Below are 18,947 nucleotides of genomic sequence, written 5' to 3' on the forward strand. Positions count from 1 at the left end.
GGGCCACCCAACTCCGTGTAGCTCAGTGGTAGAGCCCTGAGGCACCGTGGTGTGTCACGGTGTCCAGGCCCCCCGGTTCGATTCCGGGCACGGAGACTCCTGTCCGGCCAGTACGCATGTGGGGTGCTCATTGGCTGGGCAGGGCCAAAGAAAGTGCACAACGGCTGAGGAGATCCCTGAGCCGGTAACTTGAGGAGGCAAACAGCTTGTTGACTCTCAAGGAAGCACTGAAGCGGAAGGCCACCCCACAGGGGGGCGAAGACGACGGCGGCCACGGGTCCGACGACACGGACATCGAGGACGGCGACGGCAAGGGGGGCAGTGGCTCACCCGGCCACTGATCCCATGATCAGCTGAACTGCGCCCGGTCGGCGGCAAGTTACCGGCCGGGCGTAGCCCCTCTGGGGATAGGGTCAGTACATGCCACAACAGATCACAGGAACAACCCGACTGACGATCGGTCGCTTTCTGTACGACTGGAACCACAAGACCTACTGTCTACTCGCATATACCAGCGAAGGCAGCATGGGAGTTGTTGCAACGGTCCCCAACCCAAACGGAGACGCACCCGACCTGTGGTCGATTGCTGCCCGACATGAGTCGCGAAACGCTTCGCATGAGGACATTGGACGCTGGTGCCTCTGCTCCGGATGGGCGCTCAGCGGCAAGCCACGAGATGACTGGTTCGCAGTCGTGGGCAAGCCGTGGACGCTGGAAGTACGTAACACCCTGCAAGAGATCAAACCCCATCAGTACGGGAACACGGCGTACGGATGGAGAGGGGCGTACATCGGCATTCTGACCGTAAACGACGACGCGGTTATGCGGCGGGCCCATGCACTCCTGCGAGACCCGTCGAACAGCCGGACGGCCACCCGCACTAGCTAGCTCTTGGCCCCACCAGGTACCACACCGGGCGGGGCCTTTTGCTGTCTTTACGCAGGTCAGAGGGGAGGTTATTGTTATGTGCAACCTCCGGCGACGTCGAGAAGATCGGCTGGTTCGTGGAGGCGCTCTCGCGCTTCCTGGCCGCCGCCATCGCGATCGTGCTCATCTGCGTCGGGCTGGTGCTGTATCTGCCGGAGCTGGGGACGCTGGTCGCGATCGGCGTGCCGGTGCTCGCCCTCGCCGTACTGCCGCTGCTCCCCCGCGCCGCCCAACGGGCCGACGTCCAGCGCGAGAAGGCGGGCAAGGCCACCGAACTGGCCTCGGACACCGTCGCCGGGCTGCGGGTGCTGCGGGGCATCGGCGGCGAGGAGCTGTTCCTCGGCCGCTACCGCGCCGCCTCGCAGGAGGTACGCGAGGCCGCCGTGCACAGCGCCCGTATGTGGTCGCTGATCTCAGCGATCCAGGTACTGCTGCCGGGCATCATGCTGATCTCGGTCATCTGGTACGGAGCCCAGCTCGTGCTGGACGGCAGGATCGAGGTCGGCGGTCTGGTGACCGTCTACAGCGCGGTGACGCTGCTGCTCTTCCCGCTGCGGCACTTCGAGGAGATCGCCATGGCGTACTCCTTCTCCCGGCCCTCCGCGAAGCGCGCGGCCCGGGTGCTCTCGCTGGAGCGGACCGCGTTCGAGGAGGAGCGCGGCGGGCTGGACGACGCCAGGCCGACGGGCGATCTGTACGACCCCGTCACCGGACTTCGCGCCCCGTCCGGGCTGCTCACCGCCGTGGTGTGCGGAGATCCGGACGCGGCGGGGCGGCTCGCCGAACGCCTCGGGGGCCATGCCTCCGGCGAGGAGAAGAGCGCGTCCGTGCTGCTCGGCGGGGTGGCGCTGGACGACCTCCCGCTGGACGCGGCACGGGCCAGCGTCCTCGTCCAGGACAAGGACCCGGTCCTGCTGTCCGGGACGCTCAGGGAGCTGCTGGACATCCCGGCGTCCGGCGCGGTCGATCCGGAGAAGGCGCTGGCCGCGGCCCAGTGCGGCGATGTCCTCGACGCCCTCGTCCAGGCGTCGGTGGACGGCAGCGGGGACCCGATGCGGTCCCGGATCACCGAGCGCGGCCGGTCACTCTCCGGCGGCCAGCGCCAGCGGCTGGCGCTGGCCCGTTCGCTGGTGACCGACCCGGAGGTGCTGGTGCTGGACGAGCCGACCTCCGCCGTGGACTCGCATACGGAGGCCCGGATCGCGCAGAGCGTGAAGGAGCTGCGGGCCGGCCGTACGACAGTGGTGTTCGCGTCCTCGCCGCTGCTGCTGGACCACGCGGACCGTGTGGTGTTCATCCATGAGGGCCAGGTCTCCGCGGTCGGTCCCCACCGCGAGCTGGTACGGAACGAACCGGGCTACCGGGCGGTCGTCACCCGCGAGACCGAGGACGAACAGAAACAGATCATGGCGCCGGCGTCAGCGCGGGCACGGGAAGAGATCGAGGAATCAGCATGATCGGCGTGGCCCCTCCGGCGTACGACCCGGCGGCGCCGGAGTCGGCGACGACCCTGCCCGTCGGGACGCCCTCGACCGTACGCGCCTACGTGGGCGAGCTGCTGCGTCGGCACCGCAACCCGTTCATCCTGCTGATCTCGGTCAACACGGTCTCCGTGATCGCCTCGATGGTCGGCCCCTATCTGCTCGGCGACATCGTCGAGAAGCTCTCCGACGGGGTGCGCGAGCTGCATCTTGAGCGCACCGCCGCGCTGTTCGCGATCGCGCTGGTCGTCCAGACCGTCTTCGTACGGATGATGCGGCTGCGCGCGGCGAGGCTCGGTGAGGAGATGCTCGCGGATCTGCGGGAGGACTTCCTCGTCAGGTCTGTCGGGCTGCCGCCCGGTGTGCTGGAACGGGCGGGGACCGGCGATCTGCTGTCCCGGATCACCACCGACATCGACCGGCTGGCGAACGCGATGCGCGAGGCCGTGCCCCAGCTGGCGATCGGCCTCGTCTGGGTGGCGCTGCTGCTCGGCGCGCTGACGGTGACCGCGCCGCCGCTGGCGCTCGCGGTGCTGCTCGCGGTGCCGCTGCTGGTGGTCGGCTGCCGCTGGTACTTCAAACGCGCGCCCTCCGCGTACCGCTCGGAGGCCGCCGGATACGCGGCCGTCGCGGCCATGCTCGCCGAGACCGTCGACGCGGGACGGACCGTGGAGGCGCACCGCCTAGGCGGGCGCCGGGTGGAGCTGTCGGAGCGGCGGATCAAGGAGTGGACGGCCTGGGAGAGGTACACGCTCTGGCTGCGTTCCGTGCTGTTCCCCGTCATCACTGTCACCCATACGACGATCTTCCTGGCGGTGCTGGTCATCGGCGGGGTCTTCGTCCTCCAGGGCTGGATCACGGTCGGGGAGCTGACGACGGGCGCGCTGCTCGCCCAGATGCTGGTGGAACCGGTCGGCATCATCCTGCGCTGGTACGACGAACTCCAGGTCGCGCAGGTCTCCATCGCCCGGCTGGTGGGGGTACGGGACATCGAGCCGGACGCGGGCGACGCGTCGGTGATCCCCGACGGGCGGGACGTCAGCGCCGACAAGGTGCACTTCGGCTACCGCGAGGGCGTCGACGTACTGCACCGGGTGACGCTGGACGTCAGTCCTGGCACCCGCCTCGCGCTGGTCGGTCCGTCGGGCGCCGGGAAGTCGACGCTGGGCCGGCTGCTCGCGGGCATCTACGGTCCGCGCACGGGCCGGATCACACTGGGCGGCGCCGAGCTGTCCAGGATGCCCGCCGAGCGGGTACGGGAGCAGGTCGCCCTGGTCAACCAGGAACACCATGTGTTCGTGGGCGCGCTGCGCGACAATCTGCTGCTTGCGCGCACGGGCGCGGCGGACACCGAGCTGTGGGCGGCGCTGGCGGCGGTGGACGCGGACGGCTGGGCGCGGGCGCTGGACAAGGGCCTGGACACCGAGGTCGGTTCCGGCGGTACGGCGCTGACCCCGGCCCAGGCCCAGCAGATCGCGCTGGCCCGGCTGGTGCTCGCGGACCCGCACACGCTGGTGCTCGACGAGGCGACCTCGCTGCTGGACCCGCGCGCGGCCCGGCATCTGGAACGTTCACTGGCCCGCGTCCTGGACGGCCGTACGGTCGTGGCGATCGCCCACCGGCTGCACACCGCGCATGACGCGGACGTGATCGCGGTGGTCGAGGAGGGCCGGATCAGCGAGCTGGGCAGCCATGACGAGCTGGTGGCCGCGGACGGCGCGTACGCCGCCTTGTGGCGCTCCTGGCACGGCTGACGGAGCGCGAGGGCGTAGGACGTAGGGCGTGGGCGTGGGCGTAGGGGGGCGCCGGCCCGTGGCGGGGTGCGGTCCCCTGTGTGCCGTGATCCACTGAGAGAGCGGGCCTGACCGCGTGCGCGCGTAGGGGTGGACGAAACGGTCGATCCACGGCGTTCGGAAGGGGCGTCCACATGAAGATCGTCGTGGATCTCACACGGTGCCAGGGGTACGCGCAGTGCGCCTTCGCCGCGCCGGATGTGTTCGCCATGCGCGGGGACGAGGCGCTGCTGTACGACACCGATCCGGATGACGCGCAGCGGGAGAAGATCGCGCGGGCCGCGGCGGCCTGCCCGGTCCAGGCCATCTTCCTCGACCGTGAGGACGGCGGGAACCGTCGGCCAGGGGCCGAGGCGCGTGTGAACGCCCCGGGCACTGAGACGCGTTTGGACGCCGCGAGCCCTGAGGAGGCGTTCAAGCGCACCGGGCGTATCGTCATCGTCGGAGCGTCCCTGGCCGGTCTGCGGGCCGGGCGGGTGCTGCGCCGGGACGGCTTCGCCGGCTCGCTGACCGTGATCGGGGACGAGTCCCAACCCCCCTACGACCGGCCGCCGCTGTCCAAACAGGTCCTCACCGGCCAGGTTCCGGCGCGGCGGACCGCACTGCCCCGCCGCGACGAGCTCGACGCGCACTGGCGGCTGGGAGTCGCGGCCACAGGTCTTGACCTGAGCGGCAGGCAGGTGGTCCTGGCCGACGGCGAGAAGGTGGGCTTCGACCGGTTGCTCATCGCCACCGGGGGGCGTGCCCGCCCCTGGCCGAACGGGGCCGAGGCCGGGCTCGACGGGCTGTTCGTGCTGCGCACCCCGGACGACGCGGACGGGCTGCGCCAACGTCTGACGGCCGGACCCGGCCGGGTGCTGGTCATCGGTGCCGGGTTCACCGGCTGTGAGGTCGCCTCCGCCTGTCGCGAGCTGGACGTTCCTGTGACGGTCACCGAGCGGGGGGCCGCCCCGTTGGTCGGGGCGCTCGGCGCGGTGATCGGCCGCGTCGCGGCGCAGATGCAGCGCGACCACGGGGTCGACCTGCGGTGCGGCGTTCAGGTCGAGGCGCTGGAAGGCGACGACAGCGGGCGGCTGCGGCGAGCCCGGCTGTCCGACGGCAGCACCCTGGACGTCGATGTCGCGGTGGCCGCGCTCGGCAGCGTCCGCAACGTCGAATGGCTGGAAGGCTCGGGGCTGGCGGCGGGGTTCTGGGGAGTGGCGTGCGACGCGGGGTGCCGCGCCGTCGACGTCAACGGTGTGGTCACGGACGATGTGTTCGTCGCGGGCGACGTGGCGCGCTGCCCGCATCCCCTCTACGACTACCAGTACCTCGCCCTGGAGCACTGGGGCAACGCGGTCGCCCAGGCGGAGATCGCCGCGCACAACATGATCAGCGCCCAGAGCGAGCGCTGGCCGCATCTGGCGCTGCCGGAGTTCTGGTCCACCCAGTTCGGCACCGAGATCAAGTCCGTCGGCGTCCCGACCTTCGCCGACCAGGTCGTCATCGCCCAGGGATCGCCGGCCGAGCGCCGCTTCGTCGCGGTCTACGGCTACCGCGGGCGCGTCACCGCCGCGGTCGCCTTCAACCAGGCCAAGTGGCTGGAGTTCTACGAGGGCTTGATCGACCGGGCCGCGCCGTTCCCGCCCTCCTTCCATACCGTCGACCCGCCCACCGACGGTCACCCGGTCGCGGCCGAGGTCCCGGCCCGGCCCACCCCCGAGGCCACCGTCGTGGTGACCGGCCACGGACCCAGCGAACGGCGAGCCGCGTTGGTCCGCCGAACGTATCTGTGACCCCTGCCCGGCTCACCGCGTGTCCGGACACCTGAGGTACGGGAGACACCCACCATGGCTCGGACCAGCATCTGGCAGCGGATCCTCGACCACTCCCACCGCGCCGACCCGTACCCGCTCTACGCCGAACTGCGCGAGACACCCGTGGTGCGGGCGGAGGACGGGAGCTATGTCGTGAGCACCTACCGGGAGATCGTCGCCCTCCTCCACGACCCACGGCTCAGCTCGGACCGGCGCCACCTCGCCGAGTACGGCACCGACGCGTCGGCGGAAGCCGCCGAAGAGGACTCCGCCGGGCTGCCGCCCACCTTCATCCAGACCGACCCGCCCGAACACGACCGGGCCCGGCGCCTGCTCACGTGGAACTTCGGGCCGCCCCACCGCCCCGATCGCGTCGACAGCATGATCTCCGACATGCTCGGGATCGTGACGAGCGAGATCGACGACTTCGCCGGCAAGGGTGGGTCGGGCACGACCCGGATCGACCTCGTCGACGACTTCGCCTATCCCTTCCCGGTCACGGTGATCTGCCAGCTGCTGGGAGTGCCCCGGGACGACGAACCGCGATTCCAGGCGATGTCCGACGCGGTCGTCAAGGCCGCCGACCCGACCACCGGCGGGATCGCGGAGCGGCAGCGCCGACGTAGCAAGGCCATCGCCGACCTCGCCCAGTACTTCGCCGAACTGCTCGACGCCCGCCACGGCCCCCCGGGCGACGACCTGCTCTCCGGGCTCGTCAGCGGCGAGGGGCCCGAAGCGCCGATGCCGTACGAGCAGGTGCTCAGCAACGCGGCCCTGCTCCTCGTCGCCGGCCACGAGACAACCGTCAACCTCATCGCCAACGGCATGCTCACCCTGTTGCGGCACCCCCAGGTGCTCGACCGGCTGCGCCGCGGCGACGAACCCGATCTGGCCGCCCGAGTGGTCGAGGAACTTCTGCGCTACGAACCGCCGGTGCAGTTCCTGTCCAACTCGCGGACCACCCTCGACGACATCGAGGTCGCCGGCACCACCATCCCCAAGGGCTCACCGGTCACACTCGTACTCGCCGCCGGCAGCCGGGACCCGGACTTCGTCTCCGATCCGGACCGCTTCGACCCCGATCGCGAGCACAACGAGCACCTGGGCTTCGGCGGCGGCCCGCACTACTGCTTCGGTGCCCCGTTGGCCCGCCCCGAGACACGGATCGCCCTCACCGAACTCGCGTACCGGCTGAAGAACCCCCGACTCGTCGAGGACCCACCGCCCTACCGCCCGAGCCCGAGCCTGCGCGGCCCGCGTCACCTCCTGATCGAGATCGACGGCGTCGGCCCCGCGCGACAGCGCCGGCCGTGACCATGCGCGGGCCTGTACGGGAGCGCCCCCGCCGACGAGCCCGCCGCGTCAGATCAGATTGAGGGCGGACGCGCCGCCGACCCCGCCCAGCAGCATGAACGCCGGCATCAGCACCTTCAGCTCCACCCAGCTGCCGGCCCGGAACCGCATCGCCTTCGGCGGGCCTATCGGGTACCAGCGCTTGCGGCCCAGCGGGATGGGCCAGAGGATCGGGCAGCCCGAGACCGTCAGGGCGTCCCCGATGTCGTGCACCAGCGCGCCGAGGACGATCGGCAGACCGAGCCAGAGGTATTCCTGCCCCGGCGCGGTGAAGAGCCAGTCCGCGCCGTTGCCCGGCTGGTCCAGGACGCCCGCCAGGATCCAGGCGCTGGTCGCGCCGAGCAGCCAGACGAGGACATCGCTGGAGACCCGGGCGGCCCGCCACAGCAGGCCCTCCACGGCGAGCACCAGATGGACGAAGAGGATCGCGAGCACCCCCCAGCGCCCGGCGGTGATCGCCAGCAGCGAGGCACCGCCGCCGATCAGCACCGCCCACAGCCAGGTATGGGTCAGGGTGCGGTGGCCGCCGGTCCTGCGGGGGTCTCCGGGCTTCCTGGTCGCCTTGTAGACGGCGAACGACAGCTTGTCGACGATCTCGCAGAGAGCTTTGGACACCGGTCCGAAGGCCCGGGAGATCGTCGCGGCCTTGTGATCGAGGTCGGGGGCGAGCGCGGCGCCCGCGGTGATCAGCGCGCCGACCACCAGGACGGGCCACGGCATGGTGTGGCCGGCGGCGGCCGCGGCGGCGCCCACCCCCAGCCAGGCCGCTGCCCCTGACAGAGAGTGTGCCGGTCCCATCATGGTCGTACCCGTCCCCGTGCGCGTGTGGTGAAGGCCAGTGTGGCGAAGCCCAGTTGACAGGTCAGCGTATCGTCCGTGATCTTCGACCTGTCGTCCGGTTCCCTGATCGGGGCGGAAGACAGGCAAGATGGGGGCGTGACCCTTATCGATCAGCTGCCGCCGGATGCCGACCCCGATGCCCTCTTCGAGGCGTTCTCCTCCTGGGCCGAGGGCCAGGGCATCACGCTCTATCCGGCTCAGGAGGAGGCGCTGATCGAGGTGGTCTCCGGGGCCAATGTGATTCTGTCCACCCCCACCGGCTCCGGAAAGAGCCTGGTCGCGGCGGGTGCGCACTTCACGGCGCTGGCGCAGGACAAGGTCACCTTCTACACCGCGCCGATCAAGGCGCTGGTCTCGGAGAAGTTCTTCGACCTGTGCAAGCTCTTCGGCACGGAGAACGTCGGCATGCTGACCGGCGACGCCTCCGTCAACGCCGACGCCCCGGTGATCTGCTGTACGGCCGAGGTGCTGGCCTCCATCGCGCTGCGCGACGGCAAGCACGCCGATATCGGCCAGGTGGTGATGGACGAGTTCCACTTCTACGCCGAGCCGGACCGCGGCTGGGCCTGGCAGATCCCGATCCTGGAGCTGCCGCAGGCGCAGTTCATCCTGATGTCGGCGACGCTCGGTGACGTCTCCCGCTTCGAGGAGGACCTGACCCGTCGCACGGGCCGGCCGACCTCCGTCGTACGGTCCGCGACCCGGCCGGTCCCGCTGTCGTACGAGTACCGCCTCACCCCGATCACCGAGACGCTGACCGAACTGCTGGAGACCAGGCAGGCACCCGTCTATATCGTGCACTTCACGCAGGCCGCCGCCGTCGAGCGGGCGCAGTCGCTGATGAGCATCAATATGTGTACGCGCGAGGAGAAGGACCGGATCGCCGATCTGATCGGCAACTTCCGCTTCACCACCAAGTTCGGCCGCAATCTCTCCCGCTATGTGCGCCACGGCATCGGGGTGCACCACGCGGGCATGCTGCCCAAGTACCGGCGGCTGGTGGAGAAGCTTGCCCAGGCGGGTCTGCTGAAGGTCATCTGCGGTACGGACACGCTCGGGGTCGGTGTCAACGTCCCCATCCGTACGGTGCTGTTCACCGCGCTCACCAAGTACGACGGCAATCGCGTCCGCACCCTGCGCGCCCGGGAGTTCCACCAGATCGCGGGCCGGGCGGGCCGGGCCGGGTTCGATACGGCGGGGCTGGTCGTCGCGCAGGCGCCGGAGCATGTCGTGGAGAACGAGAAGGCGCTCGCGAAGGCGGGCGACGATCCGAAGAAGCGCCGCAAGGTGGTGCGGAAGAAGGCCCCCGAGGGCTTTGTGGCCTGGTCGGACACCACGTTCGAAAAGCTTATCGGCTCCGATCCCGAGCCGCTGACCTCCCGCTTCCGGGTCACCCACACCATGCTGCTGTCGGTCATCGCGCGGCCGGGCAACGCCTTCGAGGCGATGCGCCGTCTGCTGGAGGACAATCACGAGCCGCGCAGGCAGCAGCTGCGGCACATCCGGCGGGCCATCGCCATCTACCGCTCACTGCTGGACGGCGGGGTGGTGGAGCGGCTGGCGACCCCCGACTCCGAGGGCCGTATCGTCCGGCTCACCGTCGATCTCCAGCAGGACTTCGCGCTCAACCAGCCGCTGTCGACCTTCGCGCTGGCCTCGTTCGAGCTGCTGGACCCCGAATCGCCGTCGTACGCCCTGGACATGGTCTCCGTCGTCGAGTCCACGCTCGACGATCCGCGGCAGATCCTCGCCGCCCAGCAGAACAAGGCGCGCGGCGAGGCGGTCGGCGCGATGAAGGCGGACGGGATCGAGTACGAGGAGCGGATGGAGCGGCTTCAGGAGGTCACCTATCCCAAGCCGCTCGAAGAGCTGCTGGTGCACGCGTACAACACGTACCGCACGAGCCATCCGTGGGTCGGTGACCATCCGGTCTCGCCGAAGTCCGTGATCCGTGACATGTACGAACGGGCGCTGTCCTTCACCGAGTTCACCTCCCACTACGAGCTGGCCCGTACCGAGGGCATTGTGCTGCGCTACCTCGCGGGCGCGTACAAGGCCCTGGAACACACCATTCCGGACGATCTCAAGTCGGAGGATCTGGAGGATCTCACGGCCTGGCTCGGTGAGATGGTCCGGCAGGTCGACTCCAGTCTCCTCGACGAGTGGGAGCAGCTGGCCAACCCCGAGGTGGAGACCGCCGAGCAGGCGCAGGAGAAGGCCGACCAGGTCAGGCCGGTCACGGCCAACGCCCGCGCCTTCCGGGTCCTCGTACGCAACGCGATGTTCCGCCGGGTCGAGCTGGCGGCGCTGGACCATGTCCGTGAACTGGGCGAGCTGGACGCCGAGTCGGGCTGGGACGAGGACGCGTGGGGCGAGGCGATGGACGCGTACTGGGACGAGTACGAGGACCTGGGCACCGGTCCCGACGCCCGCGGGCCGAAACTGCTCTCCATCGAGGAGGACCCGGCACACGGCCTGTGGCGGGTCCGGCAGACCTTCGCCGACCCGAACGGCGATCATGACTGGGGCATCAGCGCGGAGGTCGATCTCGCGGCCTCCGACGAGGAGGGGCTGGCGGTGGTGCGTGTCACGGCCGTCGGTCAGCTCTGAGAGCCATGGACCGGATCAGCTCCGAGGGCCCCGGGCCGGCCCGGAGATTCACACAGCACCGAGAACGGGAGAACACCGCGCCATGACAAACCCCGCCGAGAGACTGGTCGATCTGCTCGACCTGGAGCGGATCGAGGTCGACATCTTCCGCGGGCGCAGCCCCCAGGAGTCCCTGCAACGGGTCTTCGGCGGGCAGGTGGCGGGCCAGGCGCTGGTCGCGGCCGGCCGGACCACGGACGGGGACCGCCCGGTCAACTCGCTGCACGCGTACTTCCTGCGGCCGGGCCGTCCGGGTGTCCCGATCGTCTATCAGGTCGAACGGATCAGGGACGGCCGGTCGTTCACCACACGCCGGGTCACCGCCGTTCAGCAGGGCCGTACGATCTTCAATCTGACGGCCTCCTTCCACCACCCCGAGGAGGGCGGCTTCGAGCACCAGTTGCCGCCCCGGCTGGACTTCCCGGACCCCGAGTCGCTGCCCACGGTCTCGGAGGAGGTACGCGAGCATCTGGGCCAACTCCCGGAACCGCTGGAGCGGATGGCTCGGCGCCAGCCATTCGATATTCGGTACGTGGAGCGGCTGCGCTGGACGCGCGAGGAGATCAAGGACGCGGACGCGCGCAGCGCCGTCTGGATGCGCGCGGTGGGCCCGCTGGGCGACGATCCGCTGGTGCACACCTGCGCGCTGACATACGCGAGCGACATGACGCTGCTGGACGCGGTGCGCATCCCGGTGGAGCCGCTGTGGGGCCCGCGGGGCTTCGACATGGCGTCGCTGGACCACGCGATGTGGTTCCACCGTCCGTTCCGGGCGGACGATTGGTTCCTGTACGACCAGGAGTCGCCGATCGCGACGGGCGGGCGGGGGCTGGCCCGGGGGCGTATCTACGACCGCGAGGGGAAGCTGCTGGTGTCGGTGGTGCAGGAGGGGCTGTTCCGCCGCCATGACACGCGGGGTTAGATCCGCGAAGATCGGCCGGACAGGGCCTAGCCGACGAGTCCGGTGGAGCTCTCCGACGCCGATGGATCCCTGCCGCTGACGCCCTTCGGGCGGACGGCTCTACGGTGAAGACACGTCCTACGGTGAGGACACGCCCCAGATCCCCGGGAGCGGGTCCTGATCGGCCTCGCGCCGCCGGGTCCTGATGTCCGGCGCGGGCGGATGGAGTTTGGCGTCACAGGCCGGGCCGAGACCGGTACGGCGCGACGCCGTGCCGGTGAGCGGCCTGCCGCACATCCCGCACCGGACCAGCCGATGCGTGGGGTCGTCCGGTTCCGTGCCGGGCAGCCGGTCGTCGTGGTGCTCTGAGGGGCGCTGTGATTCCTGCACGGTCCCAGCTGTATCAGCCCTGCCCGCCGGGGTGATCGTCCGCGGGTCCACAATGAGCTGAGAACACCGGATACCGAGGAGATCTCGATGACTCTGTACGACATTCCGCTGAACACTCTGACCGGTGAGCCCACCTCCCTGGCCGCGTACGAGGGCAAGGCCGTGCTGCTGGTGAACGTCGCCTCCAAGTGCGGTCTCACCCCGCAGTACGCGGGACTGGAACGGCTCCAGCAGCAGTACGGCGACCGGGGGTTCACGGTCCTCGGCGTGCCCTGCAACCAGTTCGCGGGCCAGGAGCCCGGCACCGCGGAGGAGATCGGGACGTTCTGCTCGGCGACGTACGGGGTCACGTTCCCGCTGCTGGAGAAGACGGATGTGAACGGGGAGACCCGGCACGCGCTGTACGCGGAGCTGACGAAGACGGCCGACTCCGAGGGCGAGGCCGGCGATGTGCAGTGGAACTTCGAGAAGTTCCTGATCTCCCCCAAGGGCGAGGTCGTCAGCCGTATCCGGCCGCGCACGGAGCCGGAGGCGCCGGAGGTCGTCGCGGCGATCGAGGCGCAGCTGCCGGCCTGAGCCATCGCCGCCGAGCGGGCCCGCCCTTCGTCGAGCGGGCCCGCTCGGGCGTAGGTGGCGCGCGTCAGCGGATCGGCATCCCCGACAGCGTGCGGGCGATCACCAGGCGCTGGATCTCGCTCGTCCCTTCGAAGATGGTGTAGATCGCGGCGTCCCGGTGCATCCGCTCCACCGGGTACTCGCGGGTGAAGCCGTTGCCGCCGAGTATCTGTACGGCCTGCGCCGTGACCCGCTTCGCCGTCTCGCTCGCGTACAGCTTGGACATGGACCCCTCGGCCGAGGTGAACGGCTTGCCCGTGGTCGCCATCCAGGAAGCCCGCCACACCAGCAGCCGGGAGGCGTCGATCCGGGTGCGCATATCGGCCAGCTGGAAGGCTATGCCCTGGTTGTCGATGATCGGGCGGCCGAACTGGCTGCGGGTCTTCGCGTAGTCGAGGGCGACCTCGTACGCCGCGCGCGCGGTGCCCACCGCCATCGCGCCGACGGCCGGGCGTGAGGCCTCGAAGGTGGCCATCGCCGCGTTCTTCACCCGCTCGCCGCCGGACGTGTTGGCCCGCTCCCGGGCCCGCGCCAGCCGTTCGTCGAGCTTTTCCTTGCCGCCGAGCAGACAGTGGCCCGGGATCCTGACGTCCTCCAGGACCACCTCGGCGGTGTGGGAGGCGCGGATGCCGTGCTTCTTGAACTTCTGGCCCTGGGTGAGGCCGGGGGTGCCCGGCGGGACGATGAAGGAGGCGTGGCCCCTGGAACCCAGTTCGCTGTCGACGACGGCGACCACCACATGGACGTTGGCGATCCCGCCGTTGGTCGCCCAGGTCTTGGTGCCGTTGAGCACCCACTCGTCCTTCGCCCCGTCGTACACGGCGCGGGTACGCATCGCGGCCACGTCGGAGCCCGCGTCGGGTTCGGAGGAGCAGAAGGCGGCGACCTTCACCTCGTCCGCGTCGCCGTACATCTGCGGAATCCAGGTGCCGATCTGTTCCTCCGTACCGTTGGCGAGGACGCCGACGGCCGCCAGGCCCGTACCGACGATCGACAGGGCGATGCCCGCGTCACCCCAGAACAGCTCCTCCATCGCCATCGGGATACCGAGGCCCGTGGGGTCGAAGAACTGCTGGGCGTAGAAGTCCAGGGAGTAGATGCCTACCTTGGCGGCCTCCTGGATGACCGGCCACGGCGTCTCCTCACGCTCGTCCCACTCCGCGGCGGCCGGGCGGATGACATCCGCGGCGAAGCCGTGGAGCCAGTCGCGTATCTGCTTCTGGTCGTCATTGAGATCGAGCGTGAACTCGGCCATGTACCCCTCCAGCGCTGCGCGACCGCTGAGCCGTCACCGTTGTTACCTACGGTAACCCTAGCCTGTTACCCGTAAGTAGGAAATGTCAACGGGCGACGGCCTGATCAGCGTCGATGAGGGGCAGGGTGTTACTTTGCCGGGGCGTCAGGCAATCGCAGGGGCGGGGAGACAGACCTATGGAGACCACACAGCAAGCCGAGCAGCAGCGGTCGGCGCGGGCGCGACGGCGCCAGCTTCTGGAGGCCGCGGACCGAGTGGTGCTCAGGGACGGGCCGCAGGCGTCCATGAACGCCATCGCCGCCGAGGCGGGCATCACCAAACCCATTCTCTACCGTCACTTCGGCGACAAGGGCGGCCTCTACCGCGCGCTCGCCAAGCGCCACACCGACGCGCTGCTGGACGCCCTGCGGACCGCGCTCGACGCCCCCGCCGAGCGGCGCCGGCGCGTCGAGGCCACGCTCGACACGTATCTAGCCGCGATCGAGGCGCGTCCCCAGGTGTACCGGTTCCTGATGCATCCGGCCGAGGACGCGCAAGCGCCCGAGCAGGGCTTCGACGTCGGCCGCCACTCCGCGCCGCTGCTGCGCCGTCTCGGCGAGGAACTCGCCAAGGTCATAGAGGAGCGGGTCGACCTCGGCCCCGACAGCGAGCAGCTGTCCCGGGTCTGGGGCCATGGCATCGTCGGCATGATGCACGGCGCCGGTGACTGGTGGCTCGGGGAACGGCCCTGCTCACGGGAGCAGTTGGTGCGCAGCCTGGCGGATCTGCTGTGGGGGCGGCTGGCGGATGTGAGCGACCGCGCGGGCGGCCCCGGCTTCTGACGAACGGCGGGAGCGCGCCCCGCGAGCCGCCCGGGCGCCGCGAGCGTACGCGTAACCCCGCGCGCCATGAGCCGGTGCGCTACGAACCGGTGCTACGAGCCGGTGCGCTACAAACCGGTGCTACGAGCCGGTGGCCCAGGGCGCCTTGCGCGCGGCCCGCAGCGTCTTCGCTCGCCGCCACCCGGAGAGCCGGTCGGGATAGACAAGACCCTCCAGATGGTCGCTCTCGTGCTGGAGACAGCGCGCGAAGAACCCCGAGCCCTCGATCCGCGCCGGCGCGCCGTCCTGTGTGACGCCCTCGGCCACGGCGTGGTCGTACCGCTCCGTACCCGCTTCCAGGCCGGGCAGCGAGAGACAGCCCTCGGGGCCGCGCAGCGTGACCCCGTCCGCCTCGGTCAGCCGCGGGTTGACGAGGTGTCCGAGGTGGCGGACGTCCTCGTCGTCCGGACAGTCGAAGACGAACACCCGGAGGGGCACGCCGATCTGATTGGCGGCGAGCCCGACCCCCCGGGCGGCGTACATCGTCGCGAAAAGATCCTCGATCAGCTCCGCGAGCGCGGGGCCGAAGTCGGTGACGGGTTCGCAGGGGGTGTGGAGCACGGGATCACCGAGCATTCGCATGGCTCGTACTCGCCCGGTACTGCCGGGGATCGGACGGTTTCGCATGACGGTCAGGGTACGGTCCGTGGTGACCCCCGCCTTCTGCCCGGTGCCGCGGTTCGGGCCCCTGGCCGGATCTCGATAGGCTGACCCACGGACCGACGCAAGGAGGATCAAGGCGATGTCAGGCAACACGGACCCGCTGACGCCGCGGGCCAAGCTGGCCGTGACGGCGGGCAGGGCCGCGGCAGCGGTGTCGCGCGCCGCGGGCCGCGGCAGCGGATCGGTGATCGGCGGGAAGGTCGCGCTCAGACTCGACCCCGATCTGCTCGGACGGCTGGCGCAGCATCTCGACGTCATCCTCGTGTCGGCGACCAATGGCAAGACCACCACGACGCGGCTGATCGCGGAGGCGCTGCGGGCCGCGGGACCCGTGGTCTCCAACGCTCTCGGCGCCAATATGCCGGCCGGTATCACCTCGGCCCTGGCGGGCGGTTCGGACGCCAAGTACGGCGTGATCGAGGTCGACGAGAAGTACCTCGCCGGGGTGGCGCGGGACACAACGCCCAAGGCCATCGCCCTGCTGAATCTCTCCCGCGACCAGCTCGACCGCGCCGCGGAGACCCGGATGCTCGCCGAGAAGTGGCGCGAGGGCCTGGCGGGTACGAAGGCCGTCGTCATCGCCAACGCCGACGACCCGCTGATCGTCTGGGCCGCCTCCTCCTCGCCCAATGTGGTCTGGGTCGCGGCGGGACAGGAGTGGAAGGACGACGCCTGGTCCTGCCCCGCCTGCGGCGGTGTGATGCAGCGCCCCGGCGACGACTGGTTCTGCGGTGAGTGCGGTTTCCGCAGGCCGCCGCCCAGCTGGGCGCTGCACGGCGACCATGTCCTCGACCCGCACGGCTCCGCCTGGCCGATCCACCTCCAGCTGCCCGGCCGCGCGAACAAGGCGAACGCCGCCACCTCCGCCGCCGTCGCGGCGACCTTCGGGGTGCCGCCGCAGGTGGCGCTGGAGCGGATGTACCAGGTGCAGGCCGTGGCCGGCCGGTACGACGTGGTGTCGTTCCTCGGCCGGGATCTGCGGCTGCTGCTCGCGAAGAACCCCGCGGGCTGGCTGGAGACCTTCTCCCTCATCGATCCGCCGCCGACCCCGGTCATCCTCGCCGTCAACGCCCGTGGCGCGGACGGCACGGACACCTCCTGGCTGTGGGACGTCGACTACACCCGGCTGGCCGGCCATCCGATCTTCATCATCGGGGACCGGAAGCTGGACCTCGCGGTACGCCTCGAAGTCGCCGGTCTCGACTTCCGTGTCTGTGAGACCCCGGACGAGGCCGTGCAGATGGCGCCGCCCGGACGGATCGAGGCGATCGCGAACTACACCTCGTTCCAGGACCTGCGCCGCCGTGTCGGCAACTGACCCGGTGCCGGCAAACCAGACCCCTCGGAACCCTGAAGGACGAGCGAGAATGAGCGACAGCAGCCTGCGCCTGGTGTGGATCTACCCCGACCTGCTGAGCACCTACGGGGACCAGGGCAACGCCCTGGTGGTGGAGCGCCGGGCCCACCAGCGCCGTCTGAACGTCACCCGCGTCGATGTACGCAGCGACCAGCCGGTGCCGACCTCGGGCGACATCTATCTGATCGGCGGCGGTGAGGACCGGCCCCAGCGGCTGGCCGCGGAGCGGCTGCGCCGTGACGGCGGGCTCAGCCGGGCGGTCTCGAACGGCGCGATCGTGTTCTCGGTCTGTGCCGGCTACCAGATCCTCGGGCACGAGTTCGTCAACGATCTGGGCGAGCGCGAGGCCGGCCTCGGGCTGCTCGACGTGGTCTCCACCCGCGGCGAGGGCGAGCGGTGCGTCGGTGACGTACTGGCCGACATCGACCCGCAGCTGAACCTGCCGCAGCTGACGGGGTTCGAGAACCACCAGGGCATCACGCACCTGGGTCCGACGGCCCGGCCGTTCGCGCGGGTACGGCTCGGCCGCGGCAACGGCACGGGCGACGGTACGGAGGGCGCGTACAACGGGACCGTCTTCGGCACGTACATGCACGGTCCTGTGATGGCCCGCAATCCGCAGATCGCGGACCTGCTGCTGAAGCTGGCCCTCGATGTGAACGCGCTGCCGCCGACCGACGACCGCTGGTACGAGGCGCTGCGCGCCGAGCGGGTCGCCTCCGCGATCCAGCCCGCCTGACGCCGGTCCGAGGTCTCCGCGAGCCCCCGCCCTCCGGCGGGGGCGCCGGCGGGGTCTGTCCAGCAGTCGGACGCCGGGTTTCGGTCCCCCCACCGCCCGCCGGTAGGGTGGCGGCGACCAGGCCGGACGATGGGGTCCGGCCGTCGGCCCACGAAGCGAAGGTATTGCGGGCAATGCGAATTGGTGTGCTCACCTCAGGCGGCGACTGCCCCGGCCTCAACGCCGTGATCAGGTCCGTCGTACACCGCGCCGTCGTCGACCACGGCGACGAGGTGATCGGCTTCCATGACGGCTGGAAAGGCCTCCTGGAGTGCGACTACCGCAAGCTCGATCTGGACGCGGTCGCCGGCATCCTCGCCCGCGGCGGCACGATCCTGGGCTCCTCCCGGGTGCAGCCCGCGCATCTGCGGGACGGCGTGGAGCGCGCCCGGGGACATGTGGCCGACCTGGGTATCGACGCGATCATCCCGATCGGCGGTGAGGGCACTCTCAAGGCCGCCCATCTGCTCTCCGAGGCCGGGCTGCCGATCGTCGGCGTACCGAAGACCATCGACAACGACATCGCCTCGACCGATGTGACCTTCGGCTTCGACACGGCCGTCGGGGTCGCCACCGAGGCGCTCGACCGGCTGAAGACCACCGCCGAGTCCCACCAGCGCGTGCTGATCGTCGAGGTCATGGGCCGGCACACCGGGTGGATCGCGCTGCACTCCGGGATGGCCGCGGGCGCCCACGCCATCGTCGTGCCCGAGCGGCCCTTCGACATCGGCGAGTTGACCGAGGTGGTCGGCAAGCGCTTCTCGGCGGGCAAGCGGTTCGCGATCGTGGTGGTCGCGGAGGGCGCGAAGCCGCGCGAGGGCTCCATGGAGTTCGACGTGGGCGGCAAGGACATCTACGGCCACGAGCGCTTCGCGGGCGTGGCCAGGCAGCTCTCGATCGAGCTGGAGGAGCGGCTGGGCAAGGAGGCCAGGCCGGTGATACTCGGCCATGTCCAGCGCGGCGGCACCCCCACGGCGTACGACCGGGTCCTGGCCACCCGCTTCGGCTGGCACGCCGTCGAGGCCGCGCACCGCGGCGAGTTCGGGATGCTGACGGCGCTGCGCGGCACGGACATCGTGATGGTGCCGCTGGGCGAGGCCGTCGAGACGCTCAAGACGGTGCCCGCGGAGCGGTACGCCGAGGCGGAGTGCGTGCTCTGATCCGCGATTGAACCACCGTGGAACCGCGAGGGAACCCCTCTGGAACCCTGCTGGAACCGCCCCCGCTCGCAGCTGCGGCCGGGGGCGGTTCTAGTCTGGTGCGGACAATCGACACGATTCCGGGAGCGG

At 70.4% G+C, this 18,947-nt stretch carries 16 protein-coding genes and 1 tRNA gene; 13 read left to right on the forward strand and 4 right to left on the reverse strand.

What is annotated here, in order from left to right; all coding sequences use genetic code 11:
• Window positions 1-11: 11 nt before the first annotated feature.
• The 6 genes from ACFRMN_RS07010 to ACFRMN_RS07035 all read left to right on the forward strand — a co-directional run bounded on the left by ACFRMN_RS07010 (window position 12) and on the right by ACFRMN_RS07035 (window position 7,311).
• Window positions 12-96, forward strand: a tRNA-OTHER gene (locus ACFRMN_RS07010).
• A 110-nt stretch (window positions 97-206) separates the two neighbouring features.
• Window positions 207-341, forward strand: a complete 135-nt coding sequence (locus ACFRMN_RS07015; RefSeq protein ID WP_383014409.1) for a hypothetical protein — start codon at window positions 207-209, stop codon at window positions 339-341.
• Window positions 342-959: 618 nt separating this feature from the next.
• On the forward strand, window positions 960-2,384 hold the full coding sequence (locus ACFRMN_RS07020) for an ABC transporter transmembrane domain-containing protein (protein ID WP_383014413.1): 1,425 nt from the start codon (window positions 960-962) through the stop codon (window positions 2,382-2,384).
• A complete protein-coding gene (locus tag ACFRMN_RS07025; protein WP_383014416.1) occupies window positions 2,381-4,162 on the forward strand; it encodes an ABC transporter ATP-binding protein in 1,782 nt (593 codons plus the stop codon). The genes ACFRMN_RS07020 and ACFRMN_RS07025 overlap by 4 nt, the downstream gene beginning before the upstream one ends.
• A gap of 173 nt (window positions 4,163-4,335) precedes the next feature.
• Window positions 4,336-5,976, forward strand: a complete 1,641-nt coding sequence (locus ACFRMN_RS07030; RefSeq protein WP_383014419.1) for an FAD-dependent oxidoreductase — start codon at window positions 4,336-4,338, stop codon at window positions 5,974-5,976.
• Between the two features lie 54 nt (window positions 5,977-6,030).
• Window positions 6,031-7,311, forward strand: a complete 1,281-nt coding sequence (locus ACFRMN_RS07035) for a cytochrome P450 (RefSeq protein ID WP_383014422.1) — start codon at window positions 6,031-6,033, stop codon at window positions 7,309-7,311.
• A gap of 48 nt (window positions 7,312-7,359) precedes the next feature.
• Here ACFRMN_RS07035 and ACFRMN_RS07040 read toward each other — a convergent pair whose 3' ends face one another.
• Window positions 7,360-8,151, reverse strand: coding sequence for a metal-dependent hydrolase (locus ACFRMN_RS07040; RefSeq protein ID WP_383014425.1), 792 nt, complete (start codon window positions 8,149-8,151; stop codon window positions 7,360-7,362).
• Between the two features lie 75 nt (window positions 8,152-8,226).
• On the opposite strand from ACFRMN_RS07040, the gene ACFRMN_RS07045 reads away from it, so the two are divergent.
• Together ACFRMN_RS07045 and ACFRMN_RS07050 are read left to right on the forward strand one after the other, a co-directional pair.
• A complete protein-coding gene (locus ACFRMN_RS07045) occupies window positions 8,227-10,800 on the forward strand; it encodes a DEAD/DEAH box helicase (RefSeq protein ID WP_383014428.1) in 2,574 nt (857 codons plus the stop codon).
• 82 nt (window positions 10,801-10,882) lie between these two features.
• On the forward strand, window positions 10,883-11,761 hold the full coding sequence (locus ACFRMN_RS07050; protein WP_383014430.1) for an acyl-CoA thioesterase: 879 nt from the start codon (window positions 10,883-10,885) through the stop codon (window positions 11,759-11,761).
• 117 nt (window positions 11,762-11,878) lie between these two features.
• On the opposite strand, the gene ACFRMN_RS07055 is transcribed toward ACFRMN_RS07050, so the two are convergent.
• Window positions 11,879-12,088 carry a DUF6011 domain-containing protein gene (locus ACFRMN_RS07055; RefSeq protein ID WP_383014566.1) on the reverse strand — a complete coding sequence of 70 codons (210 nt, stop codon included), beginning with the start codon at window positions 12,086-12,088 and terminating at the stop codon, window positions 11,879-11,881.
• A gap of 129 nt (window positions 12,089-12,217) precedes the next feature.
• On the opposite strand from ACFRMN_RS07055, the gene ACFRMN_RS07060 reads away from it, so the two are divergent.
• Complete coding sequence (locus ACFRMN_RS07060; protein ID WP_383014433.1) at window positions 12,218-12,706, forward strand: glutathione peroxidase; 489 nt, start codon at window positions 12,218-12,220, stop codon at window positions 12,704-12,706.
• 64 nt (window positions 12,707-12,770) lie between these two features.
• Here the strand turns inward: ACFRMN_RS07060 and ACFRMN_RS07065 are convergent, their stop codons facing one another.
• Window positions 12,771-14,000 carry an acyl-CoA dehydrogenase family protein gene (locus ACFRMN_RS07065; RefSeq protein ID WP_383014436.1) on the reverse strand — a complete coding sequence of 410 codons (1,230 nt, stop codon included), beginning with the start codon at window positions 13,998-14,000 and terminating at the stop codon, window positions 12,771-12,773.
• Between the two features lie 176 nt (window positions 14,001-14,176).
• Here ACFRMN_RS07065 and ACFRMN_RS07070 point away from each other — a divergent pair, with 176 nt between their 5' ends.
• Window positions 14,177-14,821 carry a TetR family transcriptional regulator gene (locus ACFRMN_RS07070; protein WP_383014439.1) on the forward strand — a complete coding sequence of 215 codons (645 nt, stop codon included), beginning with the start codon at window positions 14,177-14,179 and terminating at the stop codon, window positions 14,819-14,821.
• Between the two features lie 120 nt (window positions 14,822-14,941).
• Here ACFRMN_RS07070 and def read toward each other — a convergent pair whose 3' ends face one another.
• Window positions 14,942-15,487: a peptide deformylase gene (gene def, locus ACFRMN_RS07075; protein WP_383014442.1), complete on the reverse strand. Its 546-nt coding sequence runs from the start codon at window positions 15,485-15,487 to the stop codon at window positions 14,942-14,944.
• Between the two features lie 115 nt (window positions 15,488-15,602).
• Here def and ACFRMN_RS07080 point away from each other — a divergent pair, with 115 nt between their 5' ends.
• The 3 genes from ACFRMN_RS07080 (at window position 15,603) to ACFRMN_RS07090 (ending at window position 18,818) form a co-directional block, all read left to right on the forward strand.
• Window positions 15,603-16,841 (forward strand): MurT ligase domain-containing protein, encoded by a 1,239-nt coding sequence (locus tag ACFRMN_RS07080; protein WP_383014445.1) that lies wholly within the window; start codon window positions 15,603-15,605, stop codon window positions 16,839-16,841.
• A gap of 49 nt (window positions 16,842-16,890) precedes the next feature.
• The gene (locus tag ACFRMN_RS07085) at window positions 16,891-17,619 is read left to right on the forward strand and encodes a type 1 glutamine amidotransferase (protein WP_383014447.1); all 729 of its coding nucleotides are present in this window, start codon (window positions 16,891-16,893) and stop codon (window positions 17,617-17,619) included.
• Window positions 17,620-17,792: 173 nt separating this feature from the next.
• Window positions 17,793-18,818 carry a 6-phosphofructokinase gene (locus ACFRMN_RS07090; RefSeq protein WP_383014449.1) on the forward strand — a complete coding sequence of 342 codons (1,026 nt, stop codon included), beginning with the start codon at window positions 17,793-17,795 and terminating at the stop codon, window positions 18,816-18,818.
• Window positions 18,819-18,947 lie beyond the last annotated feature (129 nt).

Source organism: Streptomyces sp. NPDC056835 (assembly GCF_042789485.1).
Lineage (GTDB): Bacteria > Actinomycetota > Actinomycetes > Streptomycetales > Streptomycetaceae > Streptomyces.

Excerpts from the sequence above, each read along its gene's own strand:
- ACFRMN_RS07035 (WP_383014422.1), top strand. The coding sequence starts at position 6,031 with ATGGCTCGGACCAGCATCTGGCAGCGGATCCTCGACCACTCCCACCGC.
- ACFRMN_RS07065 (WP_383014436.1), bottom strand. The coding sequence starts at position 14,000 with ATGGCCGAGTTCACGCTCGATCTCAATGACGACCAGAAGCAGATACGC.
- ACFRMN_RS07090 (WP_383014449.1), top strand. The coding sequence starts at position 17,793 with ATGCGAATTGGTGTGCTCACCTCAGGCGGCGACTGCCCCGGCCTCAAC.
- ACFRMN_RS07030 (WP_383014419.1), top strand. The coding sequence starts at position 4,336 with ATGAAGATCGTCGTGGATCTCACACGGTGCCAGGGGTACGCGCAGTGC.
- ACFRMN_RS07070 (WP_383014439.1), top strand. The coding sequence starts at position 14,177 with ATGGAGACCACACAGCAAGCCGAGCAGCAGCGGTCGGCGCGGGCGCGA.
- ACFRMN_RS07085 (WP_383014447.1), top strand. The coding sequence starts at position 16,891 with ATGAGCGACAGCAGCCTGCGCCTGGTGTGGATCTACCCCGACCTGCTG.
- ACFRMN_RS07040 (WP_383014425.1), bottom strand. The coding sequence starts at position 8,151 with ATGATGGGACCGGCACACTCTCTGTCAGGGGCAGCGGCCTGGCTGGGG.
- ACFRMN_RS07050 (WP_383014430.1), top strand. The coding sequence starts at position 10,883 with ATGACAAACCCCGCCGAGAGACTGGTCGATCTGCTCGACCTGGAGCGG.
- ACFRMN_RS07080 (WP_383014445.1), top strand. The coding sequence starts at position 15,603 with ATGTCAGGCAACACGGACCCGCTGACGCCGCGGGCCAAGCTGGCCGTG.
- def (WP_383014442.1), bottom strand. The coding sequence starts at position 15,487 with ATGCGAAACCGTCCGATCCCCGGCAGTACCGGGCGAGTACGAGCCATG.
- ACFRMN_RS07025 (WP_383014416.1), top strand. The coding sequence starts at position 2,381 with ATGATCGGCGTGGCCCCTCCGGCGTACGACCCGGCGGCGCCGGAGTCG.
- ACFRMN_RS07060 (WP_383014433.1), top strand. The coding sequence starts at position 12,218 with ATGACTCTGTACGACATTCCGCTGAACACTCTGACCGGTGAGCCCACC.